This window comes from Crenobacter luteus, from assembly GCF_004345725.1.
Taxonomy (GTDB): domain Bacteria; phylum Pseudomonadota; class Gammaproteobacteria; order Burkholderiales; family Chromobacteriaceae; genus Crenobacter; species Crenobacter luteus.
Genome location: NZ_SLXG01000008.1, coordinates 35,868 through 47,979, shown reverse-complemented (window position 1 = coordinate 47,979; position 12,112 = coordinate 35,868). Strand labels below are relative to the sequence as shown.

General features: G+C 69.6%; 12 protein-coding genes. 5 read left to right on the top strand and 7 right to left on the bottom strand.

The features are described 5' to 3' along the window. Window positions 1–2 precede the first annotated feature (2 nt). The 5 genes from kdpC to can form a co-directional block, all read right to left on the bottom strand. Window positions 3–620, bottom strand: coding sequence for a potassium-transporting ATPase subunit KdpC (kdpC, locus tag EV683_RS06660; RefSeq protein ID WP_131862263.1), 618 nt, complete (start codon window positions 618–620; stop codon window positions 3–5). Window positions 621–654: 34 nt separating this feature from the next. Continuing rightward, a complete protein-coding gene (kdpB, locus tag EV683_RS06655; protein ID WP_131862262.1) occupies window positions 655–2,778 on the bottom strand; it encodes a potassium-transporting ATPase subunit KdpB in 2,124 nt (707 codons plus the stop codon). A 10-nt stretch (window positions 2,779–2,788) separates the two neighbouring features. Further along, complete coding sequence (kdpA, locus tag EV683_RS06650; RefSeq protein WP_131862261.1) at window positions 2,789–4,567, bottom strand: potassium-transporting ATPase subunit KdpA; 1,779 nt, start codon at window positions 4,565–4,567, stop codon at window positions 2,789–2,791. 1 nt (window position 4,568) lies between these two features. Continuing rightward, complete coding sequence (gene kdpF, locus EV683_RS06645) at window positions 4,569–4,682, bottom strand: K(+)-transporting ATPase subunit F (protein WP_197457419.1); 114 nt, start codon at window positions 4,680–4,682, stop codon at window positions 4,569–4,571. A gap of 297 nt (window positions 4,683–4,979) precedes the next feature. Then, a complete protein-coding gene (gene can / locus EV683_RS06640) occupies window positions 4,980–5,627 on the bottom strand; it encodes a carbonate dehydratase (protein WP_066611562.1) in 648 nt (215 codons plus the stop codon). A 207-nt stretch (window positions 5,628–5,834) separates the two neighbouring features. Between can and EV683_RS06635 the strand changes: the two genes are divergently transcribed. Continuing rightward, window positions 5,835–7,865, top strand: a complete 2,031-nt coding sequence (locus EV683_RS06635) for a PhoX family protein (RefSeq protein ID WP_131862260.1) — start codon at window positions 5,835–5,837, stop codon at window positions 7,863–7,865. Window positions 7,866–7,934: 69 nt separating this feature from the next. Next, window positions 7,935–8,789 (top strand): Rossmann-like and DUF2520 domain-containing protein, encoded by an 855-nt coding sequence (locus tag EV683_RS06630; RefSeq protein ID WP_131862259.1) that lies wholly within the window; start codon window positions 7,935–7,937, stop codon window positions 8,787–8,789. A gap of 157 nt (window positions 8,790–8,946) precedes the next feature. Here EV683_RS06630 and EV683_RS06625 read toward each other — a convergent pair whose 3' ends face one another. Further along, window positions 8,947–9,651: an SAM-dependent methyltransferase gene (locus tag EV683_RS06625; RefSeq protein ID WP_131862258.1), complete on the bottom strand. Its 705-nt coding sequence runs from the start codon at window positions 9,649–9,651 to the stop codon at window positions 8,947–8,949. A 2-nt stretch (window positions 9,652–9,653) separates the two neighbouring features. Further along, window positions 9,654–10,232, bottom strand: coding sequence for a Maf family protein (locus EV683_RS06620; protein ID WP_131862257.1), 579 nt, complete (start codon window positions 10,230–10,232; stop codon window positions 9,654–9,656). A gap of 72 nt (window positions 10,233–10,304) precedes the next feature. Between EV683_RS06620 and EV683_RS06615 the strand changes: the two genes are divergently transcribed. The 3 genes from EV683_RS06615 (at window position 10,305) to plsX (ending at window position 12,112) form a co-directional block, all read left to right on the top strand. Next, window positions 10,305–10,793, top strand: coding sequence for a YceD family protein (locus EV683_RS06615; RefSeq protein WP_243694733.1), 489 nt, complete (start codon window positions 10,305–10,307; stop codon window positions 10,791–10,793). A 28-nt stretch (window positions 10,794–10,821) separates the two neighbouring features. Next, window positions 10,822–11,001, top strand: a complete 180-nt coding sequence (rpmF, locus tag EV683_RS06610; protein ID WP_066611554.1) for a 50S ribosomal protein L32 — start codon at window positions 10,822–10,824, stop codon at window positions 10,999–11,001. A 73-nt stretch (window positions 11,002–11,074) separates the two neighbouring features. Continuing rightward, window positions 11,075–12,112 carry a phosphate acyltransferase PlsX gene (plsX, locus tag EV683_RS06605; protein ID WP_066611552.1) on the top strand — a complete coding sequence of 346 codons (1,038 nt, stop codon included), beginning with the start codon at window positions 11,075–11,077 and terminating at the stop codon, window positions 12,110–12,112.

The following is a 12,112-nucleotide window of genomic DNA, read 5'->3' as shown; positions in this document are numbered from 1 at the left end:
CATTATGCCGCATCGGCGCGCGCCGCCCGCAGGGCCTTCACGCGCGCGTCGAGCGCCAGGTTGAGCCTGAGCACGTTGACGACCGGCTCGCCGAGAAAGCCGAGTGCGCGGCCCTCGACGTGCGCGGCGATCAGCGCCTCGACCTCGGCCGGAGGCAGGCCGCTGGCGCGCGCGACGCGCGATGCCTGCCAGCGCGCGGCTTCGGGCGAGATGTGCGGATCGAGGCCGCTGGCCGACGCGGTGACGAGTTCGACCGGCACCGGCGCGGTGTTGGCCGGGTCGAGCGCCTTGAGCGCGGCGACGCGTCCGGCGACGGCGGCCTGCAGCGCCGGGTTCAGCGGGCCCAGGTTGCTGCCGCCCGAACCCTGGCCGTTGTACGGCACGCCGCCGGTCGCCGACGGGCGGCCCCAGAAGTGCGCGGGGTCGGAGAAGGGCTGGCCGATCAGCGCCGAGCCTCGCGCGTGGCCGTTCTCGACGATCAGGCTGCCGTTGGCCTGGTTGGGGAGGAGCGCCTGCGCGAGGCCGGTGACGGCGAGCGGGTAGGCCAGGCCGGTGACGAGCGCGAGCGCGCCGAAGACCTTGGCGCAGGGCAGCAGGATGGCTTTTGCGGTTTGCTTCATGGTGGTTTCCTTGATCACGGTGCGGCGTTGCGGCTCAGGCCCAGCCGAGCGCGACGAGCGCGAGGTCGATCAGCTTGATGCCGGCGAAGGGCACGATCAGCCCGCCGACGCCGTAAACGAACAGGTTGCGGCGCAGCAGCTTCTCGGCGCTGTCCGGCCGGTAGCGCACGCCGCCGAGCGCCAGCGGGATCAGCGCGACGATCACCAGCGCGTTGAAGATCACCGCCGACAGGATGGCCGAGGCCGGCGTCGCCAGCGCCATCACGTTCAGCGCGCCGAGCTGCGGGTAGGTCGTGGCGAAGGCGGCCGGCAGGATCGCGAAGTATTTGGCGATGTCGTTGGCCAGCGAAAAGGTCGTCAGCGCGCCGCGCGTCATCAGCATCTCCTTGCCGATCGCGACGATCTCGATCAGCTTGGTCGGGCTCGAGTCGAGGTCGACCATGTTGCCGGCCTCCTTGGCCGCCTGCGTGCCGGTGTTCATCGCGACCGCGACGTCGGCCTGCGCCAGCGCCGGCGCGTCGTTGGTGCCGTCGCCGGTCATCGCGACCAGCCGGCCCTCGGCCTGGTGCGCGCGGATCAGCTTGAGCTTGGCCTCCGGCGTCGCCTCGGCGAGGAAGTCGTCGACGCCGGCCTCGGCGGCGATCGCGGCGGCGGTCAGCCGGTTGTCGCCGGTCACCATCACGGTGCGGATGCCCATGCGCCGCAGCTCGGCGAAGCGCTCCCTGATGCCGCCCTTGACGATGTCCTTCAACTCGACGACGCCGAGCACGCGCGCGCGGCCCGACGCGAGCTCGGACACCACCAGCGGCGTCGAGCCCTGCTTGGCGACCGCGTCGACCAGCGCGCCGACCTCGCCGGGGAAGGCGCCGCCGTGCTCGAGCACCTGCTGGCGGATCGCGTCGGCCGCGCCCTTGCGCAGCTGGCGGCCGTCGACGTCGACGCCGCTCATGCGCGTTTGCGCGGTGAACGGCACGAAGTGCGCGTGCATTTCCTCGAGCTGGCGCTCGCGCAGATTGAACCTTTCCTTGGCCAGCACGACGATGCTGCGTCCCTCCGGCGTCTCGTCGGCCAGCGACGCCAGCTGCGCGGCGTTCGCCAGCTCGGCGTCGGACACGCCGGGCGCCGGCAGGAAACGCGTCGCCTGGCGGTTGCCCAGCGTGATCGTGCCGGTCTTGTCCAGGAGCAGTACGTCGACGTCGCCGGCCGCCTCGATCGCGCGGCCCGAGGTGGCGATCACGTTGGCCGACATCAGCCGGCCCATGCCGGCGACGCCGATCGCCGACAGCAGCCCGCCGATGGTGGTCGGGATCAGGCACACCAAGAGCGCGACCAGCACCGTCAGCGAGGTCGGCGCGCCGCCGGCGGCGCGCGCCGCGTACAGCGAGAACGGGTACAGCGTCGCGCAGGCGAGCAGGAACACCAGCGTCATCGCGACCAGCAGCACGGTCAGCGCGATCTCGTTCGGCGTCTTCTGGCGACGCGCGCCCTCGACCATCGCGATCATGCGGTCGAGAAAGGCCTCGCCCGGGTTGGCGGTGACCTCGACGACGACCCAGTCGGACAGCACGCGCGTGCCGCCGGTCACCGACGAGAAGTCGCCGCCCGACTCGCGGATCACCGGCGCCGATTCGCCGGTGATCGCCGACTCGTCGACCGACGCGATGCCGTCGAGCACCGTGCCGTCGCCGGGCACGATGTCGCCGGCCTCGACCAGCACCACGTCGCCCTTCTGCAGTTCGGTCGACGTCGTCAGCGTGATGCCGGCGTCGCGGCGCGGCGCCGACAGCTTCTTGGCGACCACGCTCTTCTTGGCCGCCCTGAGCGACGCCGCCTGCGCGCGGCTGCGCCCCTCGGCCAGCGCCTCGGCGAAGTTCGCGAACAGCACGGTGAACCACAGCCACAGCGTCGTCGCGCCGATGAAGGACAGCGGCGCGTCGAGCGTGCCGGCCAGGCCGATGAAGAACAGCGCTGTGGTGAACAGGCTGCCGAGGAAGACGACGAACATCACCGGGTTCTTCGCCTGCTCGCGCGGGTCCAGCCTTGTCAGCGCGCCGAGCAGCGCCGGCTTGACGAAGCGGGCGTCGACGAGGCCGAACGCGCGCTTGTGGTGCGGCGGGATGCCGACGATGTCGGGGGTTTGCGGTTTTTCGGGTTTCATTGCTCTCTCCTCAACGGATGCCGAAGAGGCTCAGGTGTTCGACGACGGGGCCGAGCGCGAGCGCCGGCAGATAGGTCAGCGCGCCCAGCACCGCCACCGCGCCGACCAGCAGCACGACGAACAGCGGGGTGTGGGTGGCGAGGGTGCCGCTGGTGACCGGCACCGCGCGGCGGGCGGCGAGGCTGCCGGAGAGCGCCAGCACCGGCACGATGATCGCGAAGCGGCCGAACCACATCGCCAGGCCCAGCAGCGTGTTGTAGAACGGCGTGTTGGCCGACAGGCCGGCGAAGGCGCTGCCGTTGTTGTTCGCGGCCGACGAGAACGCGTACAGGATCTCGGAGAAGCCGTGCGCGCCGGGGTTGGCCAGGCCGGCCAGGCCGGCGTCGGACACGACGGCGATCGCAGAGCCCAAGAGCACGAGGAAGGGCGTCGCCAGCAGGGCGATCATCACCATGCGGATCTCGAAGCTGCCGATCTTCTTGCCGAGGTATTCGGGCGTGCGGCCTATCATCAGGCCGGCGACGAACACCGCGACGACGGCGAACAGCAGCATGCCGTAGAAGCCCGAGCCGACGCCGCCGAAGACGACTTCGCCGAGCTGCATCTGCAGCATGGTCACCATGCCGCCGATCGGCATCAGCGAGTCGTGCATCGCGTTGACCGCGCCGCACGAGGCGGCGGTGGTGATGGTCGCGAACAGGCTGCTCGCGGCGATGCCGAAGCGCGCCTCCTTGCCCTCCATATTGCCCAGGCCCGGGTCGACGCCGAGCGCGGTCAGGCTAGGGTTGGCCGAGCTCTCGGCCCAGTAGAGCGTCGCGAGCATGCCGACGAACAGCACCGTCATCGCGGCGAAGATCGCCACGCCCTGGCGCGCGTCGCCGACCATGCGGCCGAAGGCGAAGCACAGCGCGGCCGGGATCAGCAAGATCGCCAGCATCTCGATCAGGTTGCTGACCGCGTTGGGGTTCTCGTACGGGTGCGCCGAATTGGCGTTGAAGAAGCCGCCGCCGTTGGTGCCGAGCATCTTGATCGCCTCCTGGCTGGCGACCGGGCCTTGCGCGAGCGTCTGCTCGGCGACGGTCCTGTCGCGCGTGACGGCCCGGCCCGCGCCGTCCTTTTGCGGCGCGCCCGCCGCGTCGACGACGGCTTCCTTGACGACGAGCGGTTCGACCAGCGGCACGGTGACGCTCGCGGCCAGGTTCTGGATCACGCCCTGGCTGGCGAGCATCAGCGCGATCACGGTCGCCAGCGGCAAGAGAAGACCGAGCGTCGCGCGCGTGAGATCCACCCATACGTTGCCGATCGCCTGCGCCTCGCGCCTCGCGAAGCCGCGGATCAGCGCGATCGCGACGGCGATGCCGCTCGCCGCCGACAGGAAATTCTGCACCGTCAGGCCCAGCATCTGCGTCAGGTGGCTCATCGTCGTCTCGCCGGCGTAGCCCTGCCAGTTGGTATTGCTGACGAAGCTGATCGCGGTGTTGAACGCCGAGTCGGGCGGGATCGCGGAAAAGTCCTGCGGGTTCAAGGGCAGCACGCCCTGCAGGCGCTGCAGGGCGTAGAGGAACAGCACGCCGAGCGCGTTGAAGGCGACAAGGCCGAGCGCGTAGCGCGGCCACGGCATCTCGTCGCCGGGGCTCACGCCGAAGGCGCGCCAGACCGGCGCCTCGAGCCGCGCCTGCCAGCGGTACTCGCCTTCGAACAGCTTTTTCATGTAGGCGCCCAGCGGCCACGCGAGGAGCGTCAGCAGGCCGAGGTAGACGGCGCTTTGCAACAGCATGGTGTCTTTCATGTCAGAAGCGCTCCGGGTAGAGAAGGGCGTAGACGAGGTAGGCGAACAAGAGCGCGGCGAGCAGGCCGGCGGCGAGCGGCAGGGTCATGGGCGCCCTCCTTCGAGACGGCGGCACAGCAAGATCAGCCCGGCGATCGCGGCGAACGCGGCGAGGCTCAGCAACAGGTAGGTCAGGTCCATGGCAAGACTCCGGCTTTGAACACGCTGCGAGTCTAGGAAGGCGGCCGTCAAAACGGCGTCAAGAAAGGCGGGAGGCGCGTAAAGATCGCGTAAAGAGGGGGGGAGAGGTGGCGAGCCCGGAAGCGGGCGGTGGCGCGCGGGTGCAAAAAAGGTTGGCCGAGCCATTTCCTCGCGGCGCTTTGCTTGCCCCGCTCGGTCGGCTCGGCCAACCCTGGTGATGTGAAGCCGGCGCTTAGCGGCCGAGCGCGGCCAGCGCGTCGTTGTAGCGGTCGAGTGCTTCCTCGGTGCTGCTGATCGACACGTTCAGATCCTGCAGGCGGCCGTTGTTCAGGCGGTAGACCCAGCCGTGCACCGCCAGCTCCTGGCCGCGCTGCCAGGCGTCCTGCACCACGGTGGTCTGGCAGGCGTTGAGCACCTGTTCGATCACGTTCAGCTCGCACAGGCGGTCGAGGCGCTCGGCCGGGTCGAGCGCGGCGAGGCGTTCCTCGTGCTTGTGCTTGATGTCGTGGATGTGGCGCAGCCAGTTGTCGACCAGGCCGACGCGCTTGTTCTCCAGCGCCGCGGCGACGCCGCCGCAGCCGTAGTGGCCGGTGACGATCACGTGCTTGACGTTCAGCACGTCGACGCCGAACTGCAGCGTCGACAGGCAGTTCAGGTCGGAGTGTACGATCAGGTTGGCGACGTTGCGGTGCACGAACACCTCGCCGGGCAGCAGGTTGATCAGCTCGTTGGCCGGAACGCGGCTGTCGGAGCAGCCGATCCACAGGTACTCCGGCGCCTGCTGGCGCGACAGGTTGGCGAAGAATTCCGGATCGTTGCGGGTGATCCTTTCCGCCCACTGGCGGTTGTTTTCGAACAAATGCTTGAGTGCTTGGGCCATGATGGTTCTCCTGGTACGAGGGCCGACGGTCGGGGTTGCGGCGCCGCCGGCGAGGCGCCAGTTTACCGAATGCGGCGCGGGTTTGTCCGGTGCGTATCGGCCCGTCGGGGCTGTTTAACAATATGTCATGACTTCTTCACCGGCCGGTCATCGTGCGGGCACACAATCGGCGGCTTCCCGATTGTCCTCCCATGGAGTCTTGCCACGATGTTCGACGTCAACGACGACCACGCCGCCCCGTCCAATCCCGGCCACAACGACACCTTCCACGACGTGGTGGAGCGGGCGTTCAGCCGCCGCGCGCTGCTCAAGAGCGGCGCCGGCCTGTCGGCCGCGCTGTTTCTCGGCGGCCTGAGCGGCAGCCTGAGCGCCGCCGGTCTCGCCCGCTCCGCTCCGGCGCCGCTGCTCGGTTTCGCCGCGGTGGCGGCCTCGAGCGGCGACGAGGTCGTCGTGCCGCCCGGTTATACCGCGCGCGTGCTGTACCGCTGGGGCGATCCGCTGTTCGCGCATTCGCCGGCCTGGCGCGGCGACGCCGGCGAGAGCGGCGCGGAGCAGGCGCTGCAGGCTGGCGACAACCTCGACGGCATGCATTTTTTCCCGCTGACCGTCGGCGGTCGTCCCAGCAGCAGCGAAGGTCTGTTGGTCGTCAACCACGAGTATTGCAACTACGAATACCTGTTCGCCCCCGGCGGCGACGGCGACTATCTGGCGCCGTGGACCGCCGACAAGGTGACCAAGGCGCAGAACGCGCACGGCGTGTCGGTCGTGCACGTCAAGAAGCAAGGCGGCGTCTGGAAGGTGCAGCGCGGTTCGCGCTACAACCGCCGCCTGACCGGCAACAGCCCGATGACGCTGAGCGGCCCCGCCGCCGGCCACGCGCTGCTGAAAACGGCCGCCGACGCCAGCGGCACCGCGGCGCGCGGCACGCTGAACAACTGCGCGAACGGCGTCACCCCATGGGGCACCTACCTGAGCTGCGAGGAAAACTTCAACGCCTACTTCGCGACCGCGGCGACCGGCTGGAAGCCCGGACCGTCCGAGGCGCGCTACGGCCTCTCCGCCGCCGGCGCCGGCTACCGCTGGCACGAGCACGACGCGCGCTTCGACCTGGCCGCGACGCCGAACGAGCCCAACCGCTTCGGCTGGGTGGTCGAGATCGACCCCTTCGACCCGGCGTCGACGCCGAAAAAGCGCACCGCGCTCGGACGCTTCAAGCACGAGAACGCCTGCGTCGTCGTCGCGGCCGACGGGCGCGTCGTCGTCTACATGGGCGACGACGAGCGCTTCGAGTACATCTACAAATTCGTTTCCGACGGCGTTTACGACCCGAGGCGGCCGGCCGCCAACCGCGATTTGCTCGATCGCGGCCGTCTTTACGTCGCGCGCTTTGACGCCGGCGCCGCCGGCGGCGACTTCGCCGGCAGCGGCGAGTGGTTGCTGCTGGACAAGCACGCCAACGCGACGCTCGCCGCCGACGCGCGCTTCGCCGACCAGGCCGAGGTGCTGATCCGCGCGCGCCAGGCGGCCGACGCGGTCGGCGCGACCAGGATGGACCGCCCCGAATGGATCGCCCGGCATCCGGCCAGCGGCGAACTCTACTGCACGCTGACCAACAATTCGTCGCGCACCGCCGGCCAGGTCGACGACGCCAACCCGCGCGCGGCCAATCGCTGGGGACAGATCGTGCGCTGGCGCGAGGCCGGCGGCGACCACACCGCGACGCGCTTCGAGTGGGACCTGTTCGTGCTGGCCGGCAACCCGATCGCCTACCCGGACCGCGGCGATCCGCGCTCCGGCTCGGCCAACGTCACCGCCGACAACAGCTTCAACAGCCCGGACGGCCTCGCCTTCGACGCCGACGGCCGGCTGTGGATCCAGACCGACGGCAACTTCAGCAACGCCGGCCACTACGCCGGCCAGGGCAACAACCAGATGCTGTGCGCCGACCCGGCCAGCAAGGAGATCCGCCGCTTTCTCGTCGGCCCGTCCGGCTGCGAGATCACCGGCCTGTCGTTCACGCCCGATTCGACGACGATGTTCGTCAACATCCAGCACCCGGGCGAAGCCGGCGAGCATCCGCGCAAGCCGACCGGTCTGGCGGCGGGCCAGAGCATGGAAGACTACCTCGCGCGCCACCCGCTCGCGTTCAGTCGCTGGCCCGACGACGGCGCCGGCGGCCGGCCGCGCTCGGCGACCGTGGTGATCACCAAGGACGACGGCGGCAGGATAGGCAGCTGACGGCTGCCGTGGCCGGGCTGGCCCTTTGCGGCGCCAAAGCGGCGATAATGGCGCTTTTGGGGAGCGATCATGATCGGCTTGAACATCGTCGGCGCCGGCCGGCTCGGCCAGAGCGTCGCGTATCTGGCGGCCGGCTCGGGTCGCTACCGCATCGGCGGCGTGCTGTGCCGCAGCCTGGCCCGCGCCGAGGCGGCGGTCGCCTTCGTCGGCGCGGGCACGGCGTGCGCCGACTTCGCCGCGCTGCCCGACGCCGAACTGACGCTGATCGCGGTGCCCGACGCGCGCATCGCCGCGGTCGCCGCCGCGCTGGCCGCGCGCGACTGGCCGGCCGGCGCGCTGGTGTTTCACGCCAGCGGCGCCGGCGAGCTTGACTTGCTCGCGCCGCTGGCGGCGCGCGGCGTGGCGGTCGGCTGCCTGCATCCGGCCTTCTCGTTCGCCGAGCCGGCGCGCGCGGTCGCGACCTTCGCCGGCACGCCGTGCGCGCTAGACGGCGACGACGCGGCGGTCGCGCGGCTCGCCGAGCTGGCCTGCGCCATCGGTGGCGCGCCGTTCCGGCTCGCGCTCGGCGGCAAGGCCGCCTACCACGCGGCGCTGTCGGTCGCGTCCAACTACCTGGTCACGCTGACGTCGCTGGCCGGCCGGCTCGCGAAGGACGCCGGCGTCCCCGACGCGGCGGTGCCCGGCTTGCTCGGCCCCTTGATGCGGCAGACGCTCGAGAACGCGCTCGCGCTCGGCCCGGAGGCGGCGCTGACCGGCCCGATCGTGCGCGGCGACGTCGGCACCGTCGCGCGCCACCTCGCCGTCCTGACCGAGCCGGGCGATGCCGCCGCCTACCGCGCGCTCGGCCGGCTGACGGTGGCGCTCGCCGACGGGAAACTCGACGGCGCGGCGCGGGACGCGCTGCTGGCGCGGCTCGCGCGCTGATGCGGATGCCGCCTGCCGGCGGCGAAGCGCGAAAAAAAGCCGCGGGCGGGGGAGCGCACGCGGCTGGGAGGAAGAAGATCGTGGAAATAACACAACGTTTGCAAACGTCATGCGGCGCGCATTGTGCGCAATGTTTATGACTCTGGCAAGTCGGCGCTCAGCGCGCGGCGTGGATCACGAAGATCGCCGGGCGCTTGTGCAGGTCGGGGCGGCTCCTGGGCCAGTCGCCGACGCGGCGGCTGACGATGGTCTGCGTCGGCAGCGTCAGGTCGCAGGCGACCGCGAGGCGGGTCGCCGGCGACAGCGTCTCGATCAGGCAGGCCAAGAGCGCGTTGTTGCGGTAGGGCGTCTCGATGAACACCTGGCTGACGTCGCGCTCGCGCGATTCCTTTTCCAGCGCGCGGATCGCCTTGTCGCGCTCGGCGGCGTCCACCGGCAGGTAGCCGTGGAAGGCGAAGCGCTGGCCGTTGGCGCCGGACGCCATCAGCGCCAAGAGGATCGACGAAGGGCCGATCAGCGGCATTACCTCGTAGCCCTTCTCGTGCGCCAGCGCGACCAGCTGCGCGCCCGGGTCGGCCACCGCCGGGCAGCCGGCCTCCGACACCAGGCCGACGTCGTGGCCCTCGGCCAACGGTGCGAGCAGCGCGGCGACGTCGGCGGCCGGCGTGTGTTCGTTAAGCACAGCGAGCGACAGCTCGCGGATCGGCGTCGTCACGCCGAGCGCCTTCAAATGCTTGCGCGCGGTCTTCTCGGCCTCGACGACGAAGTGGCTCAGGTGGGCGACGCGCGCGCGCTCGGCCTCGGGCAGCCACGGCGTGTCGGCGTCGCCCAGCGGGGTCGGGATCAGGAACAGGGTCGGCATCTTTACAGGATCTCCACGCCTTCGTTGTGCAGCATCGTCACCAGCGCGAACAGCGGCAGGCCGATCAGCGCGTTCGGGTCGGTCGAGTCGATCCGCGCGATCAGCGCGCCGCCGAGTCCCTCGCTCTTGGCCGCGCCGGCGCAGTGCAGCGCGTCCGGCTCGCGCGCGAGGTAGGCGTCGATCTGCGCCGGCGTCAGCGGGCGCATCGTCACCCGGGTCACGTCGACCGCCTCCTGCAGACGGCCGCTCGCCGCGTTGTAGAGCGCCAGCGCGGTGTGAAACAGCACGGTCTGGCCGCTCATCGCGGCGAGCATCGCGCGCGCCTTCTCGAGCGTGCCGGGTTTGCCGAGCTGTTCGCCGTCGAGCAGCGCGACCTGGTCGGAGCCGATCAGGAGCGCATCCGGGTGGGTGTCGGCCAGCGACATCGCCTTGACGCGCGCGAGGCGCACCGCGGTGTCGAGCGCGGATTCGCCCGGCAGCGGCGTCTCGTCGCACACCGGGGCGACGGCTAAAAACGGCAGCGCGAGGCGCGACAACAGCTCGCGCCGAAAGCGCGACGTGGAGGCAAGAACGAGTGGCATGGGAGGCGGTTGATTCTTTTGACAAAAGCGCGCGGCGGATTATATCATCCACGGTTTATGTCTGAACCGATTTTGATCGATCCGCTCGCGTTCGCCCGCGAAGGCGGCGCGCTATCCGGCGACGTGGCCGTGGCCACGCTGGGTGAGCGCGCGCTCGAAGCCCTGGCCGATACCCGCGGCACGCTGCGCTACACGCTTGCCGGCAGCGTCGACAAGCTGCAGCGCCCCCGTCTTTCGATCCGCATCGAGGGCGAGGTGACGGTGCTGTGTCAGCGCTGTCTGGAGCCGATGGTCGAGGCCTTGGAGCTGGTCTCGCAGATCACCTTCTTCACCGACGAGCAGAAGCTCGAGGACGCGGTGGAGGCCGACGAGAACCTGGACGCCGTCATGGCGGAAGCGGAACTCGACGTGATGGCGCTGATCGAGGACGAAATCATCATGGGTCTGCCGGTGTCGCCCAAGCACGAGACGTGCGAACGGGACGTGCTGGGCTCCGTGAAGGTGGACAAGCCCAACCCGTTCGCGGTGTTGGCCACGCTCAAGAAGAACCAGACCCATTAACCGTTTGACCCAAATTTAGGAGTCCATCATGGCCGTTCAACAGAACAAAAAATCCCCGTCCAAGCGTGGCATGCACCGTGCGCACGACTTCCTGACCGCCCCGGCGCTGGCCAAGGAGCCGACCACCGGCGAAACCCACCTGCGTCACCACATCAGCCCGAACGGTTTCTACCGCGGCCGCAAAGTGGTGAAGGCCAAGGGCGAATAAGCCCGACCCTCCCGATCACCTGCCACCCCAATCGCAAATAACCAGGTAGGTAGATTCTCTACCGCATACGTTGATGAGCATCACCGTCGCGGTTGACGCCATGGGCGGTGACGTTGGCCTCAAGGTCACCGTCCCGGCGTCCATCCAATTCCTCTCCCAGCATTCCGACGTCAACCTGATTCTGGTGGGCGATGCCGTGGCTATCGAAGCCATGCTGAAGGCATCGAACGCCCCGCTCGAACGCATTCGCGTCCAGCACGCCGCCGAAGTGGTCGGCATGGACGAGGCGCCGCAGCTCGCGCTCAAGAACAAGAAGGATTCGTCGATGCGCGTGGCGATCAATCAGGTCAAGGACGGCGCGGCGCAGGCCGCGGTGTCGGCCGGCAACACCGGCGCCCTGATGGCGACCGCCCGCTTCGTGCTCAAGACCCTGCCCGGTATCGACCGCCCGGCGATCGCCAAGATGATGCCCAATATGAAGGGCACCAGCTGCGTGCTCGACCTGGGCGCGAACGTCGATTGCACGCCGGAGCAGCTGCTGCAGTTCGGCATCATGGGTGCCGAGCTGGTCGCCGCGCTCGGCCTGAAGGCCAATCCCAGCGTCGGGTTGCTGAACATCGGCTCGGAAGACATCAAGGGCAACCAGACGGCCAAGCTTGCCGGCGAACTGCTCAAGGATTCCGGGCTCAACTACTACGGCAACGTCGAGGGCAACGACATCTACAAGGGTACCGTCGACGTCGTCGTGACCGACGGTTTCACCGGCAACGTCGCGCTCAAGACCTCGGAGGGGCTGGCGCACATGATCGCCGCCTTCCTGCGCGAGGAGTTCACCCGCAGCTGGTGGACGCGCCTGTGCGCGCTGGCGGCGATGCCGGTGCTCAAGCGTTTCAAGGCGCGTACCGACTCCCGCCGCTACAACGGCGCCAGCTTGTTGGGTTTGCGTGGTATCGTGGTCAAGAGCCACGGCGGCACCGACGCGCTGGGCTTCCGCTTCGCGCTGGAGCAGGCCTACGAGGAGGCCCGCTCCGACGTGATTGGTCATATTGCCGACCGGGTCGCGCGCCATATCGATAATCTCAAGCGGCCCGACACGGTGGAGACACACTGA

Coding starts and splice junctions, on each gene's coding strand:
- kdpC (WP_131862263.1), bottom strand. CDS start 620: ATGAAGCAAACCGCAAAAGCCATCCTGCTGCCCTGCGCCAAGGTCTTC.
- kdpB (WP_131862262.1), bottom strand. CDS start 2,778: ATGAAACCCGAAAAACCGCAAACCCCCGACATCGTCGGCATCCCGCCG.
- kdpA (WP_131862261.1), bottom strand. CDS start 4,567: ATGAAAGACACCATGCTGTTGCAAAGCGCCGTCTACCTCGGCCTGCTG.
- can (WP_066611562.1), bottom strand. CDS start 5,627: ATGGCCCAAGCACTCAAGCATTTGTTCGAAAACAACCGCCAGTGGGCG.
- EV683_RS06635 (WP_131862260.1), top strand. CDS start 5,835: ATGTTCGACGTCAACGACGACCACGCCGCCCCGTCCAATCCCGGCCAC.
- EV683_RS06630 (WP_131862259.1), top strand. CDS start 7,935: ATGATCGGCTTGAACATCGTCGGCGCCGGCCGGCTCGGCCAGAGCGTC.
- EV683_RS06625 (WP_131862258.1), bottom strand. CDS start 9,651: ATGCCGACCCTGTTCCTGATCCCGACCCCGCTGGGCGACGCCGACACG.
- EV683_RS06620 (WP_131862257.1), bottom strand. CDS start 10,232: ATGCCACTCGTTCTTGCCTCCACGTCGCGCTTTCGGCGCGAGCTGTTG.
- rpmF (WP_066611554.1), top strand. CDS start 10,822: ATGGCCGTTCAACAGAACAAAAAATCCCCGTCCAAGCGTGGCATGCAC.
- plsX (WP_066611552.1), top strand. CDS start 11,075: ATGAGCATCACCGTCGCGGTTGACGCCATGGGCGGTGACGTTGGCCTC.